Source organism: Vibrio sp. 1288 (assembly GCF_033344475.1).
In genome coordinates, this window is sequence record NZ_JAWPOX010000005.1 from 45186 (window position 1) to 69044 (window position 23859).

Consider the following 23859-nt stretch of genomic DNA (forward strand, 5'->3'; position numbering starts at 1 on the left):
ATATGGGAATATTTTTCGATTATAGTCAGTAATAAAGACGCCTACAATTCCGCTACATCCCAGACTTCATCATTCAAACAGGAAATCGATATGGAATTTGTAACTCTTGCGTTATTAGGTGTGCTTATTGTTATTAGCCCTGGCGCAGACTTTGTTTTGGTATTAAGAAATAGCTTAAATCAAGGACGAAAAGCAGGCGCATACAGTGCGATTGGTATCAGCATGGCGATCAGCATCCACATCGCTTACTCCATGCTGGGGATCAGTTACTTAGTTTCACAAAATGAATGGTTGTTTAATCTCGTGCGCTATCTTGGGGCCGCTTATCTTGTCTACCTTGGGATTAAAGGAATATTCTCCTCGCAACCTGCATCAAACTCAGAAACCGTTCAACAGAGCGAGTATTCAATGTGGCGATTTTTCATGCAGGGGTTTCTGTGTAATTTACTCAATCCCAAGACGATGCTGTTTTTTCTGAGTATTTTTAGCCAAGTGATTTCTCCCGACTCTAGTCAGCAACACATCGCCTTGTTCTACGGGATTTATATGATTGCGCTGCATGGTATTTGGTTTTCTATCGTTGCTGTTTTATTCACGTCATCCCAGCTACAAGCTTTCTTGTTGAAGATTAAGCATCGACTCAATCAAGCATGTGGGGCGGGATTGATCATTTTCGGCGCGATGCTGGGCTTAAAGGTGTAGTACGCTTGCGGTCCGATTACCCCAATTCAAATTGATCATTGAACAAGTGGCAGTAATCAAATAAAAATCTACACTATCAATACTTTAAATTAGAAAAAAACAGCCAACGTGCGCTGGCTGTTTCGATACAGTTAATGGATGACCCGAGCGTCCCCTTTAAATAACTGAGACAGATCGATAGTGAATATCGTCACTGTCGGACGTTTAGGCAGAGCATTTTCGATCGAAAACTCTGGCCCAGCTGGAACGAGGGGGAAGTGAATAGCAGTCGGCCACGTTGACGAAGCTTCATTACCGCCCGGCTCAGATATTGAGAAAGAAAACGCAGGTAAACGGGTCATAACACTTACCTCAAATGACTGATTAGCGGGCTCAAGCGAGCCCGCTTAGGTTTTGCAATGTTATTGTTATTTTAACGCTTACTTAATCACTAACGATTGATGACGTTAGATATCAAGTTCTTTGTCTTCAACGTGGTTGGTGATCATCGCTTCAGTGGTGATCATCAAGCCAGCAACAGACGCTGCGAATTGAAGCGCTGAACGTGTTACTTTCGCAGGGTCCAAGATGCCCATTTCGATCATGTTGCCGTATTCACCTGTTGCAGCGTTGTAACCGTAATCGGAGTCACCAGCTTTGACAGCGTTCGCCACAACAGAAGCTTCGTCACCTGCGTTAGTTGCGATTTGACGAAGAGGCTCTTCCATTGCACGTAGCGCAACTCGGATACCCACGTTTTGGTCATCATTGTCGCCTTTTAGATCCGCCAATTCTTTCGCGATCTTAGTTAGGGCAACACCACCACCAGCAACAATACCTTCTTCAACCGCTGCGCGAGTAGCGTGTAGTGCATCGTCCACGCGATCTTTCTTCTCTTTCATCTCAACTTCGGTTGCAGCGCCGATCTTGATCACCGCTACGCCGCCAGAAAGCTTCGCAACACGTTGTTGAAGCTTGTCTTTATCGTATTGAGAGGTGGTTGTTTCGATTTGTTTTTCAATCGAAGCCACACGATCAGCAATCGCGCTTGCTTCTGCTGCACCACCCACAATGGTTGTTGTGTCTTTGGTGATGGTCACTTTCTTCGCACTACCTAGTTGCTCTAACGTTGCTTTTTCGAGCTCTAGGCCGATTTCTTCAGAGATGACCGTACCAGCAGTTAGTACCGCAATGTCTTCCATCATCGCTTTACGGTTGTCACCAAAGCCAGGCGCTTTCACCGCGGTCGCACGCACGATGCCGCGCATGTTGTTCACAACCAATGTCGCTAGCGCTTCACCTTCGATGTCTTCAGCAATGATCAATAGCGAGCGAGAAGATTTCGCCACTTCTTCTAGTACAGGCAATAGCTCGCGGATGCTGCTGACTTTTTTGTCCACCAATAGGATGTAAGGGTTGTCTAGCTCTACGCTGCCATTTTCTTGGTTAGTGATGAAGTATGGCGACAAGTAACCGCGGTCAAATTGCATACCTTCAACCACAGACAATTCGTTGTTTAGACCTTGGCCTTCTTCAACCGTAATCACGCCATTGCGACCCACTTTCTCCATCGCTTCTGCAATGATTTCACCGATCGCGCGATCGCTGTTTGCAGAAATGCTACCCACTTGGGTGATGGATTCTTTGTCGCTGCATGGTTTAGACATTTCACGTAGTTTCTCAACCGCCGCTTCAGTGGCTTTGTCGATACCACGTTTTAGGTCCATTGGGTTCATGCCAGAGGCTACCGCTTTAAGACCTTCATTGATGAAAGATTGCGCCAGTACGGTAGCGGTCGTTGTACCGTCCCCCGCTTCATCATTCGCTTTGGACGCCACTTGTTTCACCATTTGTGCGCCCATGTTTTCGAACTTATCTTTCAGTTCGATTTCTTTCGCTACAGACACGCCATCTTTGGTGATGGTTGGCGCGCCGTAAGATTTATCAAGCACAACGTTGCGGCCTTTCGGGCCTAGTGTCACTTTTACTGCGTCCGCCAGTAAGTTCACACCTTTCAGCATTTTTTGACGTGCGTCATTAGCAAATAATACGTCTTTTGCAGCCATGGTTATCTCCTCAAAAAACTACTACAAAAATAATTACTCAACGATTGCTAACACATCAGATTCGGACAGAATTAAGTATTCTGCGCCGTCAATTTTCTCGGTTTTCACGCCGTAACCGTCATTGAAAATGATTTGGTCGCCCACTTTGACTTCCATCGCAGCGCGTTCGCCATTTTCAAGACGTTTACCTAAACCAACAGCAATGACTTTCCCGCGGTTTGATTTTTTCACCGACTGAGAAGTTAAAACGATTCCCCCTTCAGATTTATTTTCCACCTCTTGTCTTTCAACAATTAGCTTGTCATTTAAAGGACGAATTTTCATTTTTAAGTGCCTCCTACTTGGAACCAAAAATAAAAGACAAAATAAACATCAAGATGGATTTGCGAGTCGACAGCTCGCTTTCGATGAAAATAATAAGGTCGAAAAATTAGAGTTCAAGAGGTGAATTTGATAAAAATTTTTTATTAAATTAAATAAAATTTTCTATCGAATTATCGCATTCACAACCACTTAGCATCTCTTTATGATGGAAAATGTGCTCAATCAAATCTAGAGTGGTTACGTACTCTTAAAAAGGATAATCAAACAATGAAAAAGGCCGTATCTCTATTTCTTGCAACGTTATGCGTTGGCTTCCTCTCACCCAACGTGTCAGCTTCTGAACGCGCTGAACAAGGTTGGCAATTGATTGACGAGGGCGCGATGATTGTCGATGTGCGCACGCCGCAAGAGTTTTCTGAAGGGCATTTGGATAATGCCGTCAACTTCCCTTTATCTGAACTTGATAAACATTTTCAAGACGTCGATAAAGATCAAGCTATCGTGTTGTACTGTCGCAGTGGTAACCGCTCTGGCAAAGCGTATCAATACTTACAATCGCAAGGCTTTACGAATCTGCACAATGCAGGTGGCTTTGAAGAACTACAAGACGCCAAATAGTCGTCTCCGTTCTAATATACAAAGTAAAAGCACAGAGCGCGTCGCAAGCGTATTGTAACGCGCTCTGTTTCTAAATACTTATCTACAACAACTCTATTTTGGCCCTGCATCAAATTGAGTCAGGTTATCCGATATCTCGAGCCACGGCGCTTTCGACGCGACAAAAATATGGAAATCAGGCTTGTGAGAAGGTGTGTCATCCAAGATACCAAGGCGAATATTGACGATCCCATTGTTCTTTTTCGAATACAGACTTGATCCGCAGTGGCGACAAAAGCATAGCATGGTATTTTCGCTTTTCTGATAAGTTTGAATATCTTCTTTCCCTTGGATAATAAGCAGTTTATCCAACGCAATACCACCGGCAGATGAATAGTCAGAACCTGTGAACTTGCGGCATTCAGAGCAATGGCAATTTCCCATGTACTTGAATTCATCTGCCACTTCCAACTTTACCTTGCCGCACAGACATGAGCCTTTTAGTACTTCCATTTGAATTCCTTTTTGTTATGAATCTAATTGAATTAGATGGCTATCTCGACACCATGCCACTGCAATACGAAAAATTAAAGACAGGCAATACAGGTTTTCAAAAATGAAACGAAAATGTAAAACATTCCATTCAGAGGGAAGTGCGCTCGACACGTGAAAAATCGAGCTATTTTAGATACAAAAACACCAAGCAATAACGCTTGGTGTTTACCTCACAGAATGTCGCCTCAGAAAAGGCGCTTTCCGCTGTGCTTAAAAAATGCAGTGTTTAGTAAAGCTGGTCGCTTCGTTTGCAGTCCAGTCACCTTTCGGCTTATCTTTCAGGTTTTCACACCATTGCTCGCTGCCGACACCATCTTGCAGAACACAATGCTTTGCAAAGTCTACCGCGTTGTCTGCTGTCCATTCTGTTTTTGGCTTATCGCGCATGTCGTTACACCAGCCTTCAGTGCCCACTTCATCACTACAAGCGGTCAAAGCAGAAGCCGCCAACATCAGCATGACTAGTTTTTTCATAAATTTAAGGTTCCAGTTGCAAACAATAGTAAAATTAAACTCAATCTCTTCAACACATGCCCATTCAAGTGTCTGAATAAAGGCGTCACTAGCTGAAGTGACTTTTGTATCAACTATAACGAAATTATCAGTCTACGTGTTAAGACACCGAAAAATTATTGAGCGACTCTGTGTAAAGCGCGCCATTCTAAAAGCTATAGGCAGCGCGCTTTTGTTAGCTCACCAACCTTAAAAGAGCCAGTACCAAAGCACGCTAAACGCAGCTCTAATGCCATTTGTTCAAAGTGATCGACGACAGACTGCGTGCTGATCGTCGCAGCTTTTAATACCGCACCAGCTTGCCCAATGAGATTAGCACCCAAATGAATGGCTTTCGCCGCTTCAAGTCCGTTATGAACACCTCCCGAGGCGATCAACGGTAATGTAGGATGCAGTGCGCGGATTTGAGCCAAACATGTTGCTGTAGGGACACCCCAATCGCGGAAAAGCTCGGCTGCACGCTGCATTTTTGGATTATCTTGGCAATACCCTTCAACCGCACTCCAGCTTGTGCCACCCGCGCCCGCAACGTCAATTGCATCCACACCAGCATCAATTAATCGCTGCGCAATGTGTCCGCTAATACCAAAACCGACTTCTTTGATAATGATAGGAACCTTCACGCGAGATTTAAGCATCTCAATTGCCTGGAGAACACCAACCCAATTGTGGTCGCCATTTTTCTGAAACGCTTCCTGCATTGGATTAATGTGCACAAACAAGGCATCGGCTTGAATCGCCTCTACCGCACGTTGCGCATTATCGAGTTTACCTTTATCGAGCAATTGAGCGGCTCCAAGATTGGAATACAACGGTACTTCTTTCGCCAACTCACGAATGGTTTTACCCAAGCCCGAATGCTGACTTTCTTCTAAGCTAATCCGTTGCGAGCCCACACCCATGGCAATACCTAATTCACTTGCGGCTTCAGCCAAACGACAATTGATCGTTTCTGCGTCTTTTGCTCCGCCAGTCATCGAGCTAATCAAAAACGGTAGCGCTAATTGATGACCAAGAAACTCTGTCGATAAATCGATCGCGTGAAAGTCACATTCTGGCAGCGCACAGTGTTCGAACTCGACAGACTCAAAACCCGCCGTTTTATGCTTCATGCTCATATCATGATGTAAAACAGCATCTAGGTGTAAATCTTTTCGGTTAGTTTGCGGAGCCATAATGTCACCCTAAAGTAAAACAGTCGCGCAGTATTGCGATCCTTATCAGTAACGTCAATGCGAATTTTGTGAATTTGCCGGATTACTTTTCCGAAACGAGTAATGAATCTCGACTGCCCCTGACATTATAAGAAAAGAAACTCGCTTTCCGTTTTAAACAAGCCGGCAAGTTTCTCTTCAAATTGAGATAATCAGCGTACGATACTCATGATGCAAATGGATCACATTGCTCTGTAGTTTACTTTACGCTGTCCGACAGAATTAGCGACACAACAGTGCTTGTCGTCGTTGGTTCAAACTGTTCGGGATCATCACAGAATTGAATTTTTCCTTTTTCTTCTACATGGAACAGCGGTACAACTGAACTACCTTTGTGATGCGCTAAATAATCTTGATACGTGAAGTTATCGCTCAATTTCGTGTGTTTAACCTCCGCACCACGACTTAACATACTGGCTAGCTGGGTATAGCTTACATTGCCGCCCATCAGCAATTTACCATGGTACTCCTGAGCCACGGAGTGCTTCTCGCTGTCATTGCTGTTGGTTTTCACTTTTTGTAAGCAGTGAACTTTATCTTCCCCAAACTCGTCGACGAATTGCATGCAAGCCATAATGTTGAAATGCTGATCGGGCGTTAATGCAACCACTTGACCTATTCCTATCAAGTTCAAGTTGTCGTCCGCGTGACTAGAAATAGGGTTGCCGTAATAGTAATCCAGTCCCAACATACGAACCTGACTGATGTACTCCCAGTTTGAGTCAGTCATTAATACGCGACGGTCATAACGCGACAACGCCTGCCCTATTTCTCTTGCTACTCGGTTAGCACCAATCAACAAGAAGCCGCGTGGTGCTGGCTCTGCGACGCCCAATGTCAGCGCTACAGGACGTGCCGTCGCACTTTGTAACACGACCGTTCCTATAATCACCATGAAGGTCATAGGGACCAGTAAAATCGCTTCATCAATGCCGTATTCAGTCAATTTGATCGCGAAAAGAGACGAAATCGAAGCTGCAACAATACCGCGCGGTGCAACCCAAGACAAAAACAGCTTATCTTTAAGACGCAAGTTGCTGCGGAAGGTTGAAAGAAAAATCGATAACGGACGCGACACTAACTGCATAAATACAAACAGCAATAACGCACCGCTACCTAGCGCAGCAAAATCATCCAGACTGATTCGAGCCGCAAGGAAGATGAACAATCCGGTGATAAGTAAAATGGTTAAATGCTCTTTAAAGTGCAGAATTTGCTGAATATTGATGTCTTTAGCGTTTGCGAGCCACATACCCATTACGGTGACGGTTAGTAACCCAGCTTCAGACTCAATGTGGTTAGAGACCGAAAATACACCTAGAACCACCATCAAAACCGCAAATGGCTGCAAATATTCCGGTAGCCAAGAACGACGCATGATCGTCGCAACTGCATAGCCTGAGGCCGCACCTAGCATGACACCGACAGCAATGATCGTCCCAAACACTTCGACGCTATTTATCGCACTGTGAGATACGATAAACTCGTAAACCATCACAACAAAAAGCGCACCGAGCGGGTCAATCAAAATCCCTTCCCAGCGCAAAATGTTAGCAAGCGTACTGTTAGGTCTTACGGTTCGTAGAAGTGGCACGATGACCGTCGGCCCTGTTACTACGGTTAAGCTGCCGAACAACATGGCAAGCTCCCAAGTAAAGCCGAGGAAATAGTGTGTTGCGATACTGGTCGCTGCCCACGAAATGATCGCCCCGATGGAAACAATGCTCCATACCGAACCACTCACGCCACGAATTTCTTTAAAATTTAAGGTCAAACTGCCTTCAAATAAAATCACTGCCACCGCTAAAGAGACCAACGGAAAGAGCAAATTACCTAATATCTCATCAGGGTTTAACCACTGCATAAATGGCCCGACGATCAGCCCTGCCAACAACAAAAATAAAATCGCTGGCAAACGCAATCGCCAAGCTAACCATTGGCAACCTAAACCAATAACCCCAACCGCTGACAGCACCAGCGCTTCATTACCCACTTGCATCAATAATTACCTGTTTTTGTCTTTTTTCGCGTGAATGCGCTATACCCGAATACATTCAGCCTTACGGTCAAATAGAAACAACCGAACGTGCAAATCAAACGACTGACCTTCGATGACATCGCTACGAAACGTACATGTTTGAAGTCCTTTGGCGATCGCATCAGAATTATGAATATAGTTGACCCCCAATGACTTAACGACTCATTTTTGTTCATCAGGTCTTAAAGTGGCACACAAGTGTGCCACTTTGTCGAATTCATCATTACGCATTGAGTTTCATTATGTAGAATGATTTCTAAAGAAAGCGCGGAACCTAGCACTATATGAGGCTAAGGCATAGAGCATGAACTAAGCTTTAGCGTAAGTGCTCAAAGTTAAGAATCGTGGGTCACGCGACGTACGCAAGGAGAAATGGATTGTACGTAATACTAGCACTGTTCATGGCGTGTCTCGCCATCCTCATCGGAGTGAAAGCCGCCAACCGAGCTGCACTTTTAGAAAAAGAACTAGCCAAACTTCGTGAGGAAGTTACATCACTACGAGCCAGTGTCCATGGGGGCTCAAACCAACAAGTGCACCAACAATCCAGCATCGAAAAAGACACACCATCTGTAGCGACGTCACCTCACATAGAATCACAACAGAAAAATGTCTCATCCTCTGGGGAACATGATCCAGCTGCCAACCTAGACTTAGACCAGAGCGCTGCGAATCAAGAATACGCCCAGACAAGAGAAGTGCAACTGGATGTTTTTAGTCAAGAAAATGAGTCATTCCTTCAGAGTAAAGTTCAGAGCCTACTTAGCAACATTCAAGAAAATTGGTTGGTTTGGGTAGGCGCATTGGCCATGCTGATCGGTGGAGGTTATCTCGTACAGGTGATTGGTAGCCACATCCAGTTTTCGCCATTTATGCGAGTGTCCTTTGCCTTTGTGATCTCATTACTTATGGTGCTTGTTGGCGAGTGGTTTCACCGTAAAGAACAACAGAATCCGCAGCGGGCAGCACGAGCCCAAGGCTTTACGTATGTTCCTGCTGCCGTTACCGGTACGGGATTAACGGGCATTTACTGCACCGTCATTTTTGCCTTTGTGGTTTATCAAATGCTAACGCCGAGTATCTCGTTGATCATTTTGGCTTCAGCGGCATTTTTCAGTTTAGCATTATCATTGCGACAAGGGCCGTTAATGGCCGTGCTTGGCTTAATTGGTGGCTACACAGCACCACTGTGGATTGGAGGTAGTGAACCCAACTACTTTTTGTTAGCCGGATACATCTGCGCGATTTCGTTCGCGGCGACCTTATTGATGCAAAAAGTGCGTAGGTCATGGATTACGCCAAGTATCGCGATTCCACATGTCATTTGGATGTTGCTGTTGATTGAGAGTGTACCAACAGAACTCTTGTTCTCGTGGCTCGCGATTTATCTCTCCATCACTTTGTATCTCATTTTCGCGGTTCCGAGAATGGGTTGGATGCTCAATCCTCGCTTTCGTCACTATCAAAGCAAGTGGACAAACTCGCCGACCGCTACCGCTCTCGCAACTGCTTTATTGACCTTTTCTGCCGTCACCAGAATGCCGGAGCTGAACACTCTACAAATGGCGTACTGTTATACGCTGCTTGTTGCGATCATCTGGCTACCAGCACTTCGTACAGGCTGGTCATTACGTGTATTTTTGCCATCCATACTCGTCTCGGCAACCGCGCTGATTGTTCTTACCATCGCTTTTGATGCGCTGTATATGTTAGAGCGAGAAGCTAGCATCCTATTCGCATTGGCGGTGAGTATTGCGCTGATCTGCTATCGAACATATTGCCAAACACTTAGTGACCGTTCGCAACTCAGTGGGCTGCTTCTGCTGGTACTGGCTCCCGCGATGAGCTTAATTACGTTGTTTTATGTTGACGAATTTATGCAAGGCTACCTGTGGTATTGGACTGCCTTCTGCGCATTGATGGCCACTTACTATGTTGTGCTTGGTCAGCGTGCACGTTCGTTGGCATTAGAATGCTCTGCCGTTATGCATGCTTTAATCGTAGGTATCGCTTTTGTTTGGTTGAGCGATACTTGGTTAACAACAGCAATCTCAATACAAGTTGCGATAATGGCCTTACAGGCTCAAGTCGGGTTATTTCGACCTGCGAGTTGGGCGATTAAAGTGGCAATGGGAATACTGGTTATCCGACTCACGCTGCTACCTTTCATCCCCGAATGGCAACCGGTAGAAGCTGGGCATTGGGCTTGGGTTCTTGTGAGTTATATGCCTTCTCTCTTCATCTTGTCTTATGCTCGTTCAACACTAAAACAAGTGGACCGAGAACTGACCAACTGGTTTGAAGGGGCGTTTTTACATGTATTCTTAATGGCATTGTTCACCCAAACTAACTACTGGTTAACGGGGCAATATGGTTACTTGGGGCACATCGACTTCACAAGTGCGGCAGTCTTTGCCAATCAAGCATTAGTTATGGGTTTGGTATACAGCTACCGCAGCCAATTTGCGCAACGCTTAAGCCGTATCTACGAAATCTATAGTTACTTGCTTTGGTGCGCGTTCGCTATATTGATTATTTTGCTTAATACGGCAGAATCGCCGTTGGTGACTGATAACGTCTCGGCACAAGCACTTCCCATCTTTAACATGCTGAGTATCGGCTGGCTGTTACCAGCTTGCATCCTGCTTATCGCAACCTTTAAACGCTGGAATACGTTGCAAGTTCATCGATTTGCGATTGCTAGTCTAGGCTTTTTACTTGCAGCCATTTGGTTGGGGATGTCTATCCGTCAATTCTGGCAAACCACATCGATGATGCTGTATCAGCCAACCAGCATGGCAGAGTTGTTCAGTTATTCAGTGGCTGGCTTGCTCGTAGGTGGATTGCTGACTTGGCGCGGCGTGACCCAACAGGGGCTGATGATGCAGCGTGTCGGTCTAGTGGTCCTTGCCGGTGTCGCACTGAAAGTATTCTTATGGGATGTGAGCTCTCTGGATGGGTTCTGGCGAGCAATAAGCTTCTTAGGCTTAGGTGCATCTTTGATAGCACTTGGATGGCTATTCCAGAAATTGAATCGTTCGGTGGCAAAAGCACTCGAGCCCTAGACGAGTCAAAGAGAGATTCCCGACAGTGCGCTGTTTTCGTTATTGGGGGACGATAACAGTGTAAAGCCGGGAATCATTGGAGTGTTCGTTACTTCAGTAAAGCGACCACGGTATGACGACGCACGTTTGCTTGCGCATTCAATGCCTGAAAAGTCGAAGTAAACTCGCCAGACTTTTGCATGAATCCATCCAGTTTTGCATTCACTTCATTGACTGAAAGCTGTGCGGTTTTGGTTTGGATAGAACGCATTTGAGTATTCAGTTCACCATGAAAAGCTTTCGCTTCCTGCAAGCTCGTTTGAACTTGTTTCAGATGCTGATTTACTTTGGCAATCGTCTGCTTGATGCCGTCGCGTGAGCCTAGATTAAACCCGAGCTCCGCAATACCATCTGGCTCAGACTTTAAGTTCAAAACGTTAGGCTGTCCCGCAGGGAAGCGGTGCCCTTCCCCCGTTACCATCACCTTTTGCTGCATTTGTTGATAAGCGTTGTCTCTGGCTTCAAATAAAATGCTGCCATCATCGGCTAATGAGGCTCGCATTCCTAACGCAATCAAGCTGCGATCCAGCATTTTGACCGTTCGCTCACCGTCTGATTGTCCATCAAACTGAATCATCACCGCTTGACCTTGAGGAAAATCCAAACGGATTTGCTCGGCCTTGTCGCTTAAGCGATGAACATTCAAACCTGGAATAGAAAAGCGACGAATATCCGCTTTATCCAGTTTTAAGTGCAGTTCGTTATTTAGGACTTTCTGGCCATCGAAACGTGCTTGCTCAACGACTTTTTGGATGGTGGCTTTAGAACGAACCAATGTATCCTGCAAACCAGGAACATTTTGTACGCCTTGATTAATAGCTTGCGTCAAACCACGTTTAATTTGCGTGAGCTCTTTGCCAATCACCTGCAGCGATTTGGACGCGATCTGAACCGCCGTGGCTTGCTGCTGACCCTGTGTAAGCTGAATACCAGATACAGAGTAGGCTGACGCAGTGTCAGCCTGAATTTGCGCCGGGCGCGGTTTAATTGCCGTACTTGAGTCTGCAGAACGGGTCGGCATGATAGAGGCTTGTTCTTGTCCACCTAAGCGTATGCTATGGGGTCTAACCTCTACTGTACTCATTACCATAAAAAGAACTTCCTAACCTTATAAACGGTCAAACAGCGACAAACCATCGATCTTCACATAGCTTGCTTGCGTTGCTTGCAAAGCGGCCATGTAATTACTCAATCGTACCGACGCTTCACCATAGTCCAGAGCAGAGAGGTCTCCAGATACTTTGTCAACGAACAGCTTGTTTTCACTGTGCGCGCCACCAACAAGATCTAAGTTGTTGTGTCGACCACCAATCTCAGTCATGGTCCCTAGTACGTTTGAAAAAGTATCGTCGATAGCACTGATACTCGCCTCAACTTCAGCTCTGAAGTTGGCGGTAGGGCTCTCAAACTCTTTGATCAGCGCATCAATTTGGTTAAGCACGTTATGGCCTCCCCCAAGGTCCAATATTTCTTTTGCAGTCATATTGGAATCCATCGTGACGCCTTTAGCAATTGTTACTACGCGCTTGTCACTATTACCTTCAATTACGTAGCTGCCGCTCGCTTTACTTACAGCCGCAGTATCCGTTTTAGTACCAGAGAAAAGGTAGTGCCCTTCTTCATCCTGCGCGTTAAAAGACGACTCAATAGAATCACGGTAACTCTTAAGCTCTGTAATCATACCGCCACGACTTTCGTCAGTAAGAGAGCCGTTCGCACCCCAAAGCGCGATGTCTCGCATGCTTTTTAAGCTTTCTTTGATCGAATCTAAATGGGTTTCTTGACTCGATAGCGTCGTTTTTACGTTTTCAATGTTGTTTTTGTACTGAGCAATCGCACTGGTTTCTCGGTCTAAGTTAAGCAACTTGATCGAAGCCATTGGATCATCAGACAGCTTGGTCAAGCGCTTGCCAGTAGACATCTGTTGCAGAGCTTCGCCTAGTCCCGCGCTATTGCTCTGCAAGCTGTGCAACATCATTTGACTAAATTGATTGTCACTAATTCGCATCTAAACTTTCCTCTTAGAATAACTGCAGAATAGAATCTAGCAGTTGATTTGCTGTGCTGATCACTTTCATGTTGGCATTGTGCGCATTAGCAAACATCATTAGGTTAGCCGCTTCTTCATCGCTGTTTACGGAACTAACATTATCGCGAGCTGCGTGCGCTTGCTTGTTCATGGCTAACTTCGCTTGATAATCAGCATTAGCTTGGCGTGCTTTAATTGCGGTTTGACCCACCATTGAACTAAAGGCATCGTTCAAGCTTACTGAGCCGTAACCTGATACCGCCACTGGCTTGTTGCTTAACTCGATCAATGATTGCAACGCATCTGCGTTACCAGGTGTTCCATCACTTGAGAACGCAAGCTCATCTGGAGTTAGCTTGGTAATATCCAAACTGGCTGCAGGGTTTGCTGGGTCATAGCTGAACAAAGGTTTACCTGGGTTGCCATTTAAGTCTTTGCCAGTCGCAAGCACGGCGTTGTATTCATCCGCGAGAGCTTTCGCCATGTCATTCAGAGCCAGTTGGTTTGGTTTCAACACTTCGGTTTGATAGTCATTAATCGCACCTAATTTGCCACCAAGCGAGTCACCAATCGCAAAACTTTGATTCGAGAACGTGACGTGTAAGTCCGCCAAGTAAGGATCACTCGGGTCAGGAATGGCTTCCAGTTTGCCATGGTCCGTACCCATCACAAGCGGTTGACCAGAGGTTAGTGTGACCTGAACACTGCCGTCATGCTGCTGTGTTGTTTTGATTTCAATGGTTTGAGATAACTCACCGATTAACCTATCTCGTTCATCCATTAACTGTGATGGGTTACCACCTGTACCTTGCATCTCTACCAGTTGCTTGTTCACCTTCGCGATATTTTCCATAAGGCTATTCGCGTGGTTAAGCGCTGCATTACGTTGATCGCTCATGTCTTTATGTTGATTGTATAAAGATTCGGTAAGCGTATTAAAACGGCGGGCCAAAGCTTCAGATTCGTTAATGATCTGCTGGCGGTAAGGTATGGATTCCGGCTTAACGGTCGCATCGTTAAGCGCAGCGTTTAGCGAGTCCAAGCCAGCCGATATACTGAAACCATCGGCACCAAGCGTATTCTCCAGCTGACTCATGTTACTGGTGTATCCAGATGCGTATGCCGCCATACTGTTAGTCGACCACGTTTGCTTAATCAGAAATTGATCAGTAACGCGGCGAATGCTAGTGACTTCTACCCCTAAACCTGGACTTAAGCGATTGGCTTTACCATCATCGACAGACGCCATCAACGCTTGTTGACGACTGTAACCCACGGTATTCACGTTTGCCACGTTTTGCGCGGTTACGTCTAGGGCCACACGGTTCGCGCCTAAACCTGAAAGGGCAATATTAACTAGGTTCATTTACAGCTCCATTTTTCTGATCAACGGCTGAGAAAACGCGGTAGTCATACCGGCCTCACCGAATACCTGTTTTACAGAGGCGACGGCTTGAGAAGCGGTATTAAATAGGCTTGAATTCTTCTCCACCTCTTTAGAATCTACTTGTGAGATAGATTCAGAATTCGAACCTTTACCATCGTTAGCGGATGAGATGTTGCGCGCAGCATCGAAAGCAACCTCGCGCATAGACGGGCTCAGCTGCTGGATGAGCATATTGGCAATGCCTGAGCTCTGTTTCTTTGCTAGTTCCATCGCCAGCTGACCGTCATACATATCACGGAATACCCCTTGTTGCTGACTGGCAAACGGGCTGTCTTTATCAGCAAGAGCGTCACTACTGCTACGCATTTGGCGTAACACCATTTGTAGGAACATTGCCTCAAATTGACCTGCGACGACTTCAAGTGCGCCTTCTTGATCACGACTATGCTTGATGTTAGCCAATGCACTGTTGTCGTGATAAAGCATCGAATTTAACTGAGTTTGTTCATTGGTACTGTCTAGCTTCATCCTTAACTCCTTATATCACGACCAATTCAGCGTTCAATGCACCCGCTTCACTCAAAGCTTGCAGGATAGACATCAAGTCTGTAGGCGTGGCACCTAAACTATTTACCGCATTAACTATGGTGTTAAGTTCCGTGCCTGGAGGCCAAATCACCATCTGAGCGAGATCTTCATTCACATCAAGATCCGTTTGGTTAACGACTTTCGTATCGCCATTTGCAAACGCATTAGGCTGACTAACTTGTTGTGATTCAGAAATTCGCACGGTTAAGTTACCGTGACTTACTGCTGCTTCACTCACTTTGACACTCTTACCGATCACCACGGTGCCAGTGCGAGAGTTAAAGACAATACGAGCAGGTTTACGGCCTTCAACAACGCTCATTTCTTCAAGCATCGACATCATGACGACACGCTGCTGTGTATCTTTTGGTGCACGCATATCAATGCGCGCTTTATTGATCGCAACTGCAACGTTAGGTCCAAAAGTGTTGTTAATTTCACGCGCAATATTTTTTACTGTAGTGAAGCTAGGCTTGCGCAGGTTTAGGGTGATTTCATCACGTTGGTTGAAATCGGTTTTGATTTCTCTCTCTAAAGTCGCACCATTCGGAACGCGACCCGCCGTTGGTGTGTTTACTTCTACTTTGGAGCCACTTCGCCCCTCTGCAGATAAGCCGCCCACAACCACGTTACCTTGCGCAATCGCGTACACTTCGCCATCAATACCACGTAAAGGCGTTAGCAATAACGTACCACCGCGAAGGCTCTTTGCATCACCGATTGAAGACACAACCACATCCAACGTTTGTCCTGGGCCTGCCATTGGGTCAACGGACGCTGTCACACTCACAGAAGCCACATTTCGTAGCTTAGGGTTCATACTGTCATCAATTTGAACCCCAAACTGACGTAGCATGTTGGTAATAGATTGAGAGGTAAATTTCACTTGGTTTCGGTCACCTTGTCCGGCTAAGCCAACTACCAAACCATAACCAACCAGTTGGTTTTCTCGAATGCCGCGAACATCGACCAAGTCCATGATCGGAATTTCCGCTTCAGCACGTGAAGTGCCTGGTAGTCCCAAGGTCAACACCAATAGGAGAGACATAAAGAAAGATTGCATTGTCTTCATTAGAAAGGTACCCATGGGCTGTTGAAGAACTGAGTTAGCCACCCGGCTGCGTTGCTGTCAGCTAGCGCTCCGCGACCTGCGTAGGTAATTCTTGCATCAGCAATTCGTTGAGAAGAAACTTGGTTACTGCGGTTAATATCATCCACACGGACGATACCGGTTAGACGAATAAACTCGTCGCCTTGATTCAGACGAAGCCATTTTTCACCGCTGATACGCAATACGCCATTAGGTAATACTTCGTGTACCGTTACCGTAATGGCACCTTGAAGCTTGTTGCCTTGTGAACTTGATGCACTGCCATCGAAGTTACGTTTGCCATCCACGCTAACCCCTAACTCATCGATAGTTTTCGTGCCTATGGTCGGCGCCACAAAGTTAATTGCTGAACTTTTACCGAACTTAGTACCCGCATTTTTACTCGATGAGGTTTCTTCTGATAATTGAACCGTTAATACATCGCCAACTCGGTAAGCACGACGATCCTGGAACAGAGTCATCGTGTATTGGTGACGATAAAGGCTACCAGATTGGGTTTCCGGCAGCGTGTAATCGAGCGTTGGTGGTGCATATTCCTCAGCATTCGGCTCAGGCGGAATAAATTCCTGACGGCCAGCACATCCCACCAGCAACACGGCGGCTACTGCCCAACTCTTAGAAAGCCATTTCATTGCTTTTTCCTTCATCATCACCAATTTCATACTTACATTGATTGCGAAACAAACTTCAGCATGTCATCTGCAGCAGAGACCACTTTCGCATTCATCTCATACGCACGTTGAGTGGTGATCATGTCGACCATCTCTTCTACTACTTGTACGTTTGACCCTTCCAGTGCACCTTGCTTGATAATGCCGGCGCCATCAGCCCCTGCAATCAGCTCATCAGCTGGACCGCTGGCTTCCGTTTCACGGAATAAGTTGCCACCCATGGCCTCTAAGCCGGCTGGATTGATGAATTTTGCAAGTGTAATTTGACCAAGCTGCTGAGGTGTTGGATCGTCTGCTGTTGTTGTAGTCACTGTGCCATCAACACCCACAGAGAAAGAGACCGCATTGTCTGGGATCTGGATTTGAGGCTCTAAAGGCAGGCCCTGACTGTTCACCATTAAGCCTTCTGAGTTTCGATGGAACTGACCATTACGTGTATACATGATCTGTCCGTCCGAGTTTTCTATTTGGAAGAAACCCTGACCCATTACAGCAAGATCCAACTCTTGCGTTGTGTTTTGGGTATTACCTTGCGTGAACACTTTTTGTGTGCCAACAACGCGAACACCGCTACCTAGCTGAATACCACTTGGTAGTTCGTTAACTTGGTCTACTTGTGCGCCTGGTTGACGCTGAATGCTGTAGAAAAGATCTTCAAATACGACTCGGTCACGCTTAAAGCCAACCGTGTTTACGTTTGCTAGGTTGTTAGAAATGGCAGTCATCTTCGTGTCTTGCGCTGCCATGCCTGTCTTACTTACCCATAATGCTGAATGCATTTTTTACTCCTTGCGGGGCGAGACTTAGCTCGCCGCCATTAATTTGTTACCAGCTTTTGCTAGAGTTTCCGCCGTTTTCATCATGCGAACTTGCATTTCAAAGTTGCGCGTCAGCGACATCACACTAACCAATTCATCAATAGCAGATACGTTACTGCCCTCAATGTGCTCAGGAGAGAGTTGCACGGTTTCATCTGCCGCGAATGGCACGCCATCTACGCTGTGCAGCAAGCTATCGCTCTCTTTTTGCAGTTGATTAATTTCCGGTTTAACCAACTTCAAAGTGCCTGCCACAATTTCTGCGCCGCCACCTGGTGGGATCACTGAGACTTGACCACGCTCGCTGATTTCAATCTTTTGATAATCCGGCACAACCAAAGGACCATTGTCACCGAGGACAGGGAACCCATTGATTGTTAGAGCGCCAAAAGTATCGACCTGAATATTGCCTGCACGGGTGTAAGCTTCGTTACCCGCTGGGGTTTCTACAGAGAGATATCCCTCCCCCATAACCGCAACGTCCAACGGACGTCCTGTTTTCACAATATCGCCAGCGTCGAAACGTGTTGAGGCAGAGTTGGTCACAACCATAGTGCGACCATCAAAACCTGGGCCTTGCATCTCTACACTACGCACACGCTCCATATCCGCTCGAAAACCCGCAGTATCAGCATTTGATAAGTTGTTTGAACGAACGTGCTGCGCTTTAAGAACTCGGCTGGCACCCGACGTTGCCGTAAATAACAAACTATCCATGCAAAACTCCCATTACACCGCGTTAAACAAAGCTTGAGTAAGCTTGTCGCTGGTAGAAATTGTCTTTGCGTTTGCTTGGTAGTTGCGTTGTGCAGTCATTAGAGCAACAAGCTCGCTGGTTAAGTCAACGTTAGAACCTTCTAATGCACCCGGAGTTAGGTCACCCATCGTACCTGAACCCGGAACACCCATAATTGGAGCACCTGAGCTAAAGCTTTGAGTCCATGATGTTCCACTCACTTTCGCTAAGCCTTGTGTGTTTGCAAAATCAGCAAGAACAACCTGACCTTGTAGCTGTGATTGGCCGTTAGTGTAAGTCGCGTAAACCATGCCGTTACCTTCAACGCGTACACCTGCAAGTTCACCTGATGTGTAACCGTTAGGACTATTAGTACTTACGCCAAAAGCTGCACCAAATTGCGTGCTGCCTTTCAGGTTAATGTCTACACTCATCGCGTTCGCGCCTGCAGCAGGGAATGAAACATTAAACGGCGCAGTTGGTGCTGAAAGCGAGCCATCTTTACCAAACGTTACAGGCACAGTTGCTACTGGCGTCGTACCGCCATCTACTTGAACGTTCACTTCCCACGAGTTAGAAGCAGTCTTAGTAAAGTACTGAGTTACCGTGTGCGAGTTACCCAGTGAGTCGTAGACTTTTGTTGTGTAAGACGAGTTAAATGAGCTTGGATCTTTTGGATTGAATGGCGTTACGGCTTTATCAATAACAGACGCGCTTGCGTCGAAGTTCGCAACAAAATCTAAGCTGTCTGTTGCTTTAGCATTCAGTGAGGAAGTCGATACCTGAATATTACCCACAGAACCTGTCATTAGGTTGTTGTTGCTATCGACACTGTAACCTTGAAGCTTTGCACCGCTGTTAGCCGTAACAAAGTTGTTCTTATCCGTTGAGAACACACCTGAACGTGTGTACAACATTTGACCCATATTATCTTTAGTAACAAAAAAGCCACCGCCATTAATAGCTAGGTCCATCGCACGGCCAGTTCCTGTGATACTGCCGTCTTTGTCGAAGTTCTGTGAAATTGACGCGACTTCCACACCACCAGGTTGCATGCCGTTGTATACAGCGGAGAATTCTGTGCGGCCACCTTTAAAACCATACGTTGATGCGTTGGCAATGTTGTGGCTGATTGTGTTTAGCTCTGTGTTGGTCGCGTCCAGACCACTTAGTGCGATGTTAAAACTCATAAATAGACCTCTGATTTCCGTATTTGGTTAAGCACCAAACTGAGTGATTTGATAGAAAGGAACGTTGCCAACGCCATGGACATTGACTAATGCTGCGCCACCGGTATTAGGAATGCGCACTTGCTCAACAGTGCCTGCCATCAGCACATTTGGACTTGCTTGCCCTTCTTGCACTTCTACGGCCACTGAGTATTTGCCTGGTTTAAGACCAAGTTCTTCAGGATTAATTGAAAAGTCGACGTCACCTTTACCGTGAGCACCTAGTGGCACTTTAGTTGATTGTCCAAATTCATCTTTAACAACTAACGTGACTTGGTTTGAGCTATGAGCGAGTTCGATTTTTCCGTTTTGTACGTCTTCACCAAGCTGAAATTCATCCGCGTTGACGTAAACCGTTTGCCCAACAAGGCCCGCTGTTGACAGCACTTGCATGTTGTCCAGTAACACCATGCTCTGTTGCATTGTCTTAGACATATTCTCGGTACTTTGTACCTGCGAGAACTGAGCCAATTGACCAACGTATTCCGTACCATCAAGGGGATTAAGTGGGTCTTGGTTTTGAATTTGAGCCACCATCAAAGAAATAAACTCATTCTCCAATGAAGAAGCACTGTTCATGTCTTTAGGGTTTGGTGAGATACCGTTGCTGTCTTTTGCTTTTGTATTTACTGGAGCGTCAGACGATAAAGGGGTGTATTGTGCAATACTCATTAGCTACCCTGCCCTAATCTAAGCAGACCTTGCTGCATACTTTTTACATTGGCTAATACTTCAACATTCGTTTCGAAGCTGCGTGTTGCGGACATCATGTCTGCCATTTCAGCAACTACATCAATATCTGGGTAAAACACATAGCCTTCATCATTAGCCAGTGGGTTGTTCGGCTCAAAACGCTTCTCTGCATCTCCAGCATTTTTAACAACGTCAACAATGCGAACTTCTGCATTGGGATAAGCTCCATTTTCTGTTGTCATTTGCGTTTTTTGGTACACAGTCGCAAATACTGGCTTAAGCGCTTTATAAGCATCTTCTGGATTTGCAGATACTGCATCTGCGTTTGCTAAGTTACTGGCTACCGTATTAAGACGCACAGTTTGTGCTGTCATCGCGGAACCAGTGATCGAGTAAATATCAGTGAATGACATAATTAACGTCCCTCAATCGCTTTCGCTAAGCCATTAAATTTCATGTTGAGAAACGTCAGGCTAGTTTGAAAGTCCATGTTGTTTTGCGTGAATTTTGCTTGTTCAACACCAAGCTCTACGGTGTTGCCATTTTTGCTATTCTGGTAAGGCACCGAGTATTGGGCCTGAACCTGGAACTTTGGCACCGGTTTGTTCACACCACCTGCCGTTACTTGGTTCATTACGGTGGTGAAACTTAGGTCTTTCGCCAAATACCCAGGGGTGTCAACATTTGCTAGGTTACTGGCGAGGACTTTGGTACGCTGAACGCGAAAATTAAGTGCCTCTGGATGTACTCCTAAAGCATTTTCAAATGTGATCGCCATGCATCTTCCTTACAGTTGGCTCGAATACGCCAACATACAAACAAGATACGTGCCACAAAAAATAGCTATATATATCAATAATTTACAAACAAGGATGGAAGCCAAACTTCCGGCTCTCGGAAAGCATTAAAAACAAGAGGAAAGTGTCCACTTCCTCAACAATAATGCTGACGTTACTCGCTTTGACATCAGAACAAGCATTCGCCAACACCAATGACAAAACCCTAAGCGTTGAAGAGATAAGGTCCGTTGTAGCAACGGATTTCGAACAAGAGGTGGATCGCGTAGCGCTCTCCAATCAGTGGGGGGAGTACAAACTAGACTTCGACATGTGGGTGCCCGGTTCCGCCAATCACTTGCCAGAATGTGAATCTCCTTTAGTTATCACAGGTCGTGACAACAACACGTTGCCAGTCGGTAACCTCAAGCGCTCAGTCAGCTGCGACAATATCGCATCACCATGGCGAATTAACGTTACGATAAAGTCTTCGCTGACTCTGCCTGTTTTGGTCGCGACAACCACGGTTGGCCGAAATGAAGTCGTAACGGCTAAACACATAAAGCTTGAAACCCGAACCATCTCTCGCCAAGACGATTTTTATACTCGCCCCGAGCAAGCAGTAGGCTTAGAAACCTCTCGTCGTTTGCGGGCTGGACAAGTGGTTAATCCATCCAATTTGTCGGCCCCACCTCTAATCGAGAAAGGCAATGAAGTCATAGTCATTGCGAGCAAAAATGGATTTAGTGCCAGCACAAAAGGAGTCGCCTTAGAAGATGGAGCGAAAGGGCAACAAATTGACGTGGAAAACCCAAGTTCGGGCAAGGTCATAAGAGCAGTCGTAACTGGATTAAACCAAGTTCATACTCAATTTTGATTTTTTGACTCGGGGTAACATTTTTTAATTTTGGCTCTCGTCAGTAACACTGAACTTCGAGTACAAAAAAATATTTAATGTTTATCACATTCTAACCGCCTACTTAATTTAGAACATGATGATGAGGACCACAGCATGAAAATCGACAAAGTCGCGGGCGGTCATGTCCCACAAACAAAATTACAGCAAGCAAGCAAGCAGCCTGTCGACGTCGTCGAACAGAGCAAAGTACACGAGCCTGCATTTCAAGCGAATACCGTAGCGATAGATCGCGCTCAAGCTGAAATGGCATCACTACCTGATGTTGATATGGAAAAAGTAGAACAAGTACGCAACGCATTAGCGCGTGGTGAACTTAGCCTAGATACAAAAGTGTTATCCAAGGCAATCATGCAGTTCCATACAGGTCACGAGTAATAAAACGCTAGGAAGACATCATGGCAAGCGCAGTATCGCAGCGAATTCAACAATTTGTTCGCTCTATATCTGAGGATATTAAGCTTTATCAACAACTGCTTCCTTTGCTGCAGCAGCAAAAGGTATTGTACTTAAAGTTTGATGGAGAGGCACTGAACGACAATGTTCAGAAACAAATGCCGATACTCAATAAACTCAGCCGCTCCGCCAATGACAGAAGCCAGTGTATGCGAGCGCTGGGATTAGCGTGTAATGACGCCAGCGTAAAACGAATTTTCAATGCTTTGCCTGCCCAAATAGGTATGCAAGCTAGAAAACAATGGGCGCTATTGGAAACGTTGGTAAGTCAGTGCCAACAATACAATCAGAGCAATGGCCACAGCTCTGCGGCGTTCCATGAGTTGGTCAGTCAACTCAAACAACCTGTGCAACACACTTATGAAGATAAATCGTTCTAAACGATGTTCGTCTTGCCTACAGATTCAGTCGCCATCTCGGCTGAGTACTGTAGGCCTTTTTATTTTTATTGCCTTTCTGTCCTACCTTCCAATCACATGCCAGGCAAAACCAAATGCTGCCGATATTCAAACGCAGTATCAAGTATTAGCCCCATACAAGCCACAAATTGCCAAGCGTCTCGATTCATCCAAACCGGTAATTAACCACATTTTCAAACAGCTTCAAAACCACTCATTACCAAATAGCCTAGCCTTAGTGCCAATGTTAGAGTCTTCTTACAATCCCAAAGCCGTTTCTCATGCTAACGCCGCCGGACTTTGGCAACTGATACCAGCCACAGCGAAACGATTCGGATTAACGATAAATACAAAACAAGACGATCGCTTTGACACAGAAGCTAGCACAACGGCCGCGCTCAAGTACCTGGCGTTTTTATACAACAAATTCGATCAAAATATGGCTCTCACTTTAGCTGCATACAATGCCGGAGAAGGACGTGTTGCACGTGCTATTCAGCGAGCAGGAAGTCGAGATTTCCAACAACTCACGCTGCCTAACGAGACTCGCCAATACGTCAGCCGCTTCTATGCATTGGAAAAGTTGATAGATATCGGTCAGTTACAATCCTCATCATTTCAACCTTTACTCTTGTTTGCTCCAGACGCTCCTATGATTTCACAACCGCTGGTCGACTTTAGCCGACTGCCTCCGCTAGTTAATTTGTGATAAAAGCTACGACAGAGCCCAATGTCAGAGAAACGTAAAATTACAAGATCCTGTTCGGCGAATTTGAAAACTCGTGATCTCTATGCAAACGTGTGCAAAAAAGTTGAGGTAAGGTATCTCAAAGATAAGAAAGAGTAGTGGTTTACTAAAAAGCGCCCCAATTACGCTTGGCAATTGGGTAGATATGCGTCACATTGTGTTTGCAAAAAAACATGAAAACCAATGGTCAGACCTAATAATTATTTACACA

Annotated in this window: 26 protein-coding genes; 7 read left to right on the plus strand and 19 right to left on the minus strand. The window is 45.7% G+C overall.

Translation table 11 applies throughout. The annotated features are described in order from the left end of the window. The first annotated feature begins 90 nt into the window (after nucleotides 1-90). Nucleotides 91-702, plus strand: a complete 612-nt coding sequence (locus R8O11_RS05485) for a LysE family translocator (protein ID WP_318193978.1) — start codon at nucleotides 91-93, stop codon at nucleotides 700-702. A gap of 131 nt (nucleotides 703-833) precedes the next feature. Here the strand turns inward: R8O11_RS05485 and R8O11_RS05490 are convergent, their stop codons facing one another. From R8O11_RS05490 to R8O11_RS05500, 3 genes are all read right to left on the minus strand, one after another. Then, entirely contained in the window at nucleotides 834-1043 is a 210-nt protein-coding gene (locus R8O11_RS05490) for a hypothetical protein (RefSeq protein WP_005373984.1), read from the minus strand. 105 nt (nucleotides 1044-1148) lie between these two features. Further along, the gene (gene groL / locus R8O11_RS05495) at nucleotides 1149-2747 is read right to left on the minus strand and encodes a chaperonin GroEL (RefSeq protein WP_053304624.1); all 1599 of its coding nucleotides are present in this window, start codon (nucleotides 2745-2747) and stop codon (nucleotides 1149-1151) included. 33 nt (nucleotides 2748-2780) lie between these two features. Next, the gene (locus R8O11_RS05500; protein ID WP_005373989.1) at nucleotides 2781-3071 is read right to left on the minus strand and encodes a co-chaperone GroES; all 291 of its coding nucleotides are present in this window, start codon (nucleotides 3069-3071) and stop codon (nucleotides 2781-2783) included. Between the two features lie 267 nt (nucleotides 3072-3338). On the opposite strand from R8O11_RS05500, the gene R8O11_RS05505 reads away from it, so the two are divergent. Then, nucleotides 3339-3689: a rhodanese-like domain-containing protein gene (locus R8O11_RS05505; RefSeq protein WP_025768015.1), complete on the plus strand. Its 351-nt coding sequence runs from the start codon at nucleotides 3339-3341 to the stop codon at nucleotides 3687-3689. Nucleotides 3690-3782: 93 nt separating this feature from the next. On the opposite strand, the gene R8O11_RS05510 is transcribed toward R8O11_RS05505, so the two are convergent. The 4 genes from R8O11_RS05510 to R8O11_RS05525 form a co-directional block, all read right to left on the minus strand. Continuing rightward, nucleotides 3783-4181 carry a GFA family protein gene (locus tag R8O11_RS05510; protein WP_005388696.1) on the minus strand — a complete coding sequence of 133 codons (399 nt, stop codon included), beginning with the start codon at nucleotides 4179-4181 and terminating at the stop codon, nucleotides 3783-3785. Nucleotides 4182-4433: 252 nt separating this feature from the next. Further along, nucleotides 4434-4697, minus strand: a complete 264-nt coding sequence (locus R8O11_RS05515; RefSeq protein WP_005373992.1) for a DUF3012 domain-containing protein — start codon at nucleotides 4695-4697, stop codon at nucleotides 4434-4436. Nucleotides 4698-4891: 194 nt separating this feature from the next. Next, entirely contained in the window at nucleotides 4892-5911 is a 1020-nt protein-coding gene (gene fni / locus R8O11_RS05520) for a type 2 isopentenyl-diphosphate Delta-isomerase (RefSeq protein ID WP_258474183.1), read from the minus strand. 238 nt (nucleotides 5912-6149) lie between these two features. After that, a complete protein-coding gene (locus tag R8O11_RS05525) occupies nucleotides 6150-7949 on the minus strand; it encodes a cation:proton antiporter (protein ID WP_104976290.1) in 1800 nt (599 codons plus the stop codon). 440 nt (nucleotides 7950-8389) lie between these two features. On the opposite strand from R8O11_RS05525, the gene R8O11_RS05530 reads away from it, so the two are divergent. Continuing rightward, on the plus strand, nucleotides 8390-11053 hold the full coding sequence (locus R8O11_RS05530) for a DUF2339 domain-containing protein (protein ID WP_412035059.1): 2664 nt from the start codon (nucleotides 8390-8392) through the stop codon (nucleotides 11051-11053). Nucleotides 11054-11141: 88 nt separating this feature from the next. Here the strand turns inward: R8O11_RS05530 and R8O11_RS05535 are convergent, their stop codons facing one another. The 12 genes from R8O11_RS05535 to flgB are packed head-to-tail and all read right to left on the minus strand — an operon-like array spanning nucleotide 11142 to nucleotide 21132. Beyond that, on the minus strand, nucleotides 11142-12182 hold the full coding sequence (locus R8O11_RS05535; RefSeq protein WP_258662876.1) for a flagellin: 1041 nt from the start codon (nucleotides 12180-12182) through the stop codon (nucleotides 11142-11144). Between the two features lie 18 nt (nucleotides 12183-12200). Beyond that, complete coding sequence (gene flgL, locus R8O11_RS05540; RefSeq protein WP_005373998.1) at nucleotides 12201-13100, minus strand: flagellar hook-associated protein FlgL; 900 nt, start codon at nucleotides 13098-13100, stop codon at nucleotides 12201-12203. A 13-nt stretch (nucleotides 13101-13113) separates the two neighbouring features. Beyond that, complete coding sequence (flgK, locus tag R8O11_RS05545; RefSeq protein WP_005374000.1) at nucleotides 13114-14487, minus strand: flagellar hook-associated protein FlgK; 1374 nt, start codon at nucleotides 14485-14487, stop codon at nucleotides 13114-13116. Then, nucleotides 14488-15036: a rod-binding protein gene (locus R8O11_RS05550; protein WP_005384422.1), complete on the minus strand. Its 549-nt coding sequence runs from the start codon at nucleotides 15034-15036 to the stop codon at nucleotides 14488-14490. Between the two features lie 10 nt (nucleotides 15037-15046). Beyond that, nucleotides 15047-16183, minus strand: a complete 1137-nt coding sequence (locus R8O11_RS05555; RefSeq protein ID WP_412035060.1) for a flagellar basal body P-ring protein FlgI — start codon at nucleotides 16181-16183, stop codon at nucleotides 15047-15049. Beyond that, nucleotides 16168-16839: a flagellar basal body L-ring protein FlgH gene (gene flgH / locus R8O11_RS05560; RefSeq protein WP_017635111.1), complete on the minus strand. Its 672-nt coding sequence runs from the start codon at nucleotides 16837-16839 to the stop codon at nucleotides 16168-16170. The genes R8O11_RS05555 and flgH overlap by 16 nt, the downstream gene beginning before the upstream one ends. A gap of 32 nt (nucleotides 16840-16871) precedes the next feature. Continuing rightward, on the minus strand, nucleotides 16872-17657 hold the full coding sequence (gene flgG / locus R8O11_RS05565; protein WP_005374008.1) for a flagellar basal-body rod protein FlgG: 786 nt from the start codon (nucleotides 17655-17657) through the stop codon (nucleotides 16872-16874). A 24-nt stretch (nucleotides 17658-17681) separates the two neighbouring features. Beyond that, nucleotides 17682-18413, minus strand: a complete 732-nt coding sequence (gene flgF / locus R8O11_RS05570; protein ID WP_005374009.1) for a flagellar basal-body rod protein FlgF — start codon at nucleotides 18411-18413, stop codon at nucleotides 17682-17684. A 12-nt stretch (nucleotides 18414-18425) separates the two neighbouring features. Beyond that, nucleotides 18426-19622: a flagellar hook protein FlgE gene (gene flgE, locus R8O11_RS05575; RefSeq protein ID WP_005374010.1), complete on the minus strand. Its 1197-nt coding sequence runs from the start codon at nucleotides 19620-19622 to the stop codon at nucleotides 18426-18428. A 27-nt stretch (nucleotides 19623-19649) separates the two neighbouring features. Further along, entirely contained in the window at nucleotides 19650-20333 is a 684-nt protein-coding gene (flgD, locus tag R8O11_RS05580) for a flagellar hook assembly protein FlgD (RefSeq protein WP_005384410.1), read from the minus strand. Then, nucleotides 20333-20767, minus strand: coding sequence for a flagellar basal body rod protein FlgC (gene flgC / locus R8O11_RS05585; protein ID WP_005374012.1), 435 nt, complete (start codon nucleotides 20765-20767; stop codon nucleotides 20333-20335). The genes flgD and flgC overlap by 1 nt, the downstream gene beginning before the upstream one ends. Before the next feature lie 2 nt (nucleotides 20768-20769). Beyond that, nucleotides 20770-21132 (minus strand): flagellar basal body rod protein FlgB, encoded by a 363-nt coding sequence (gene flgB / locus R8O11_RS05590; protein ID WP_005374013.1) that lies wholly within the window; start codon nucleotides 21130-21132, stop codon nucleotides 20770-20772. A gap of 77 nt (nucleotides 21133-21209) precedes the next feature. Here flgB and flgA point away from each other — a divergent pair, with 77 nt between their 5' ends. From flgA to R8O11_RS05610, 4 genes are all read left to right on the plus strand, one after another. Then, nucleotides 21210-22007: a flagellar basal body P-ring formation chaperone FlgA gene (flgA, locus tag R8O11_RS05595; RefSeq protein WP_054579236.1), complete on the plus strand. Its 798-nt coding sequence runs from the start codon at nucleotides 21210-21212 to the stop codon at nucleotides 22005-22007. Nucleotides 22008-22142: 135 nt separating this feature from the next. Beyond that, nucleotides 22143-22424 carry a flagellar biosynthesis anti-sigma factor FlgM gene (flgM, locus tag R8O11_RS05600; RefSeq protein ID WP_005374016.1) on the plus strand — a complete coding sequence of 94 codons (282 nt, stop codon included), beginning with the start codon at nucleotides 22143-22145 and terminating at the stop codon, nucleotides 22422-22424. A 20-nt stretch (nucleotides 22425-22444) separates the two neighbouring features. Next, nucleotides 22445-22882 (plus strand): flagellar export chaperone FlgN, encoded by a 438-nt coding sequence (gene flgN, locus R8O11_RS05605; protein ID WP_005374018.1) that lies wholly within the window; start codon nucleotides 22445-22447, stop codon nucleotides 22880-22882. Then, complete coding sequence (locus R8O11_RS05610) at nucleotides 22863-23609, plus strand: lytic transglycosylase domain-containing protein (RefSeq protein ID WP_031780892.1); 747 nt, start codon at nucleotides 22863-22865, stop codon at nucleotides 23607-23609. Before flgN ends, R8O11_RS05610 begins: the two co-directional genes overlap by 20 nt. The last annotated feature ends 250 nt before the right edge of the window (nucleotides 23610-23859 follow it).